This is a genomic window from Methanococcoides sp., assembly GCF_030594565.1.
Taxonomy (GTDB): Archaea; Halobacteriota; Methanosarcinia; order Methanosarcinales; family Methanosarcinaceae; genus Methanococcoides; species Methanococcoides seepicolus.
In genome coordinates this window covers 1-2,899 of the sequence record NZ_JAUVEY010000193.1, presented here as the reverse complement: position 1 = coordinate 2,899, position 2,899 = coordinate 1, and the positions used below count along the sequence as shown (strand labels likewise).

General features: G+C 43.6%; 3 protein-coding genes. 1 reads left to right on the top strand and 2 read right to left on the bottom strand.

The genetic code is table 11. The features are described from left to right. Positions 1–594 (bottom strand): AAA family ATPase (locus QAS77_RS11360; RefSeq protein WP_305065657.1); only part of this gene is annotated, 594 nt, incomplete at its 3' end. After that, positions 591–2,048, bottom strand: a complete 1,458-nt coding sequence (locus QAS77_RS11355; RefSeq protein WP_305065655.1) for a metallophosphoesterase family protein — start codon at positions 2,046–2,048, stop codon at positions 591–593. The genes QAS77_RS11355 and QAS77_RS11360, both read right to left, overlap by 4 nt. A 185-nt stretch (positions 2,049–2,233) precedes the next feature. On the opposite strand from QAS77_RS11355, the gene QAS77_RS11350 reads away from it, so the two are divergent. Beyond that, positions 2,234–2,899: glucose-6-phosphate isomerase family protein (locus QAS77_RS11350; RefSeq protein ID WP_305065653.1), on the top strand; the 666-nt coding region annotated here is incomplete at its 3' end.

The following is a 2,899-nucleotide window of genomic DNA, read 5'->3' as shown; positions in this document are numbered from 1 at the left end:
AATATTATCCTTAAGGCGTGCATCGGCTTCCCTCTGGTGCCTTCCAACACCGACCCTTGCACTGCTTGCGCGCTCCCTGTATTCTTCGAGCTTGCCTATCTGAAGAAGATCATCGATCATACGCTGCCGGTCTTTTGTCTTGGCGTTGATGAGTACATCAATTTCCCCCTGCCTGATGTACACACAATTCGTATAAGCCTCCTCATCCATTTTCAGAAGTGCCTTTACAGCTTCATATGTCTGATTTGCCTGGTCCACCATCACTTCATCATTGACCTTAAAAACAGACCTGTTGTTCGATGCCTTCCCGGACCTTGCATCGACCTTGTACCCCTGCTCGATACTGTAATCATTTCCCTGATTCTCAAAATCCACAACAATTGATGCTTTTGTAGCCCCTTTTCGAATAATATCCGAAATTACGAAATCCTTTGAAAGAGCACGACTTCCGAAAAGCCCTGTAAAACAGGCTTCCAGCAAACTGGATTTACCACTGCCGTTCACACCAGATACAACAGTAACCCCATCATCGAAGCTGATATCAAGGTCAATGTAACTCCTGATATTCTCAACACGTACTCTTTTAAGCTTCACAGATAATCCCCCAGATTGTACTGACGTGGTTTTGCATGCACATTCCCCTTATCCACGGGCTCCTTTTCAGTGTCTTGAAGGGTTTCATCATCAGAGTCTTTCGACGTTTCGTCATCAGAAACACTTTCAATCGTGCTTGCTGTGATCATATTGGTATCTTGAACTTCCGGGATCTGTTCGGAAATATTATCAGGGACGTACTTTTCAACCGATTCAGCTATTGTTTCGCCATGGTTAGTTTCTTTTTCCACATCAAGTTCTGCCTTTTCGTACTCACCTACTACTTGAGAGCTGTCCCGAAGACCGACATTCAGAACAGGAACTGAAAAATCGATCGTGGATAGCAAACCGCCTATTTTAGACTCTGTTTCAAGATCTACCTTTGTTTTCGGAACTGAGCTATCCCTTACCACCTCATCGATGAGGATACCGCCACTGGTAAGCGTCATATTCTTTATTTCCCTTTTGACAGCTTCGTCAGGATCCGAGAAAGAGACTTCGACATCCATATCTTCAGAGACTCCCTCGCCATGCCGCATATCCCGTATGCGCGTCACAAGGGCTTCCTGTTTTGCAAGGAGGTCCTCTATCTCATTATAAGAAATGGATACATCGGAATTGCCGGAGATATCCAGGAAGACGACCTTCCCGGCAACATCGTAGCCTTTGATAGTATTAATGATAAGTTCGTAAGCGGCATCTTTTTCCCTGAGCTCCACAGGAATGAAAAGAAAATCCCTTGTGGCTATATTACGCCGACTGATATCGAGACCATCATCGTTGATAGTAATGATGTTATAGGTTCGTGGATCGCTCTCTGATGCACTATTGCGTTCAGTACTTCCACAATATGTAGCCCATGTACTGCCTACCTTTGTTTTTTCATGCTTGTGGTAATCACCCAGAAGTATGGCATGAAGATCAAATGGAAGGGAGCTTATCACATCCTCACAATCCCATTCTCCAAATGGGAACGGTGCCATTAGCTGATGCATGACGAGAAGGTTCCACTCCCCGCAATTCTCAGCAGTGAAATCGGAATAATCATAAAGGGGTATCTTAGATCGTGGAACATTATCGATACCATAAATAGCAACACCGTCTATCAGAAATGGCTTAGTGCCAAGTCTTGATGCAATGTCCATGCTCTCGAAAAGGTCCAGCCATTGAGTGTGCTGTTTGCTTTCGTGATTACCTACGATGGAGAGAAAAGGAATTTTCTGTTGTTTTAATTTGGAAAGGATCTTGATAGTATCAAGAATATCCTCCAGTGTAGGGTTCCTTGAATCGAAAAGATCGCCTGCATGAACAACAGCATCCACTTTCATATCAATGGCATCATCGATCACACTGGAAAAAGCATTGATGAAATCCTGCCTGCGTACCTCACTATGATATTGACGATAACCGATATGAGTGTCACCAGTGTGCAGTATTCTGATCTCCCTCTCCATGCCTCATTGTATGCTCTTTTGTATCTTAAGGTTGCTGTTTTAGTGCCATTGCGCCCCTTTGATTATTATTTATCAGGAGTTAAATTTAAAATGTAGTATACACCTATTAAAACAGTAGAAAGCGGGGAATGTGGCCTTTGCACAGCTTTTGGCTGGCTGCAGCTTTTACTTGAAAAGGTGATATAATGGGAGATAAGATAGAATATGAGGGAGTGGAAAGGCAGCCGGACATAGGGATGTTGCATGATATGAATGTGGGAAATGTGACTGAGGTACAGCTTTTGACTGGCCGCAGCTGTTACTTGAAAGGTGATATAATGGGATATACAATTGAGTTCGGGGGAGTGGAAAGACAGCCCAACATACGGATGTTACATGATATGAAAGAGGTCGTTTATGACCACGAATGGTTCGGATCAGTGGATGATATTGAACTATACTATATGTTCAGGCATCTTTCATTATCTGAAAAGGAACTGGAAATAATGAACAGGTCCCATCTTCGCTATGATATCACAGTGATCCCCCCGAATATGTTAGGATGTGAGTTCATCAAGACCGCCGGCCATTATCATCCAAATATACCGGGACAGGAGATATCCTACCCTGAGGTATACCAGGTGCTTGAAGGCGAAGCGACATACATTCTGCAAAAACATGAGGGAGATGACATTGTGGATACGGTAGTCATCAAAGCAAAAAAAGGCGACATTGTACTTATTCCTCCTGATTACGGACATGTGACGGTCAACGCGTCCGATGAGATCCTTAAAATGGCAAACTGGGTCTGCTGTGATTTTTCTTCCAGTTATGCACCTTTCAGAGATATGGAAGGAGGCGCTTATTATCTG

Excerpts from the sequence above, each read along its gene's own strand:
- QAS77_RS11355 (WP_305065655.1), bottom strand. The coding sequence starts at position 2,048 with ATGGAGAGGGAGATCAGAATACTGCACACTGGTGACACTCATATCGGT.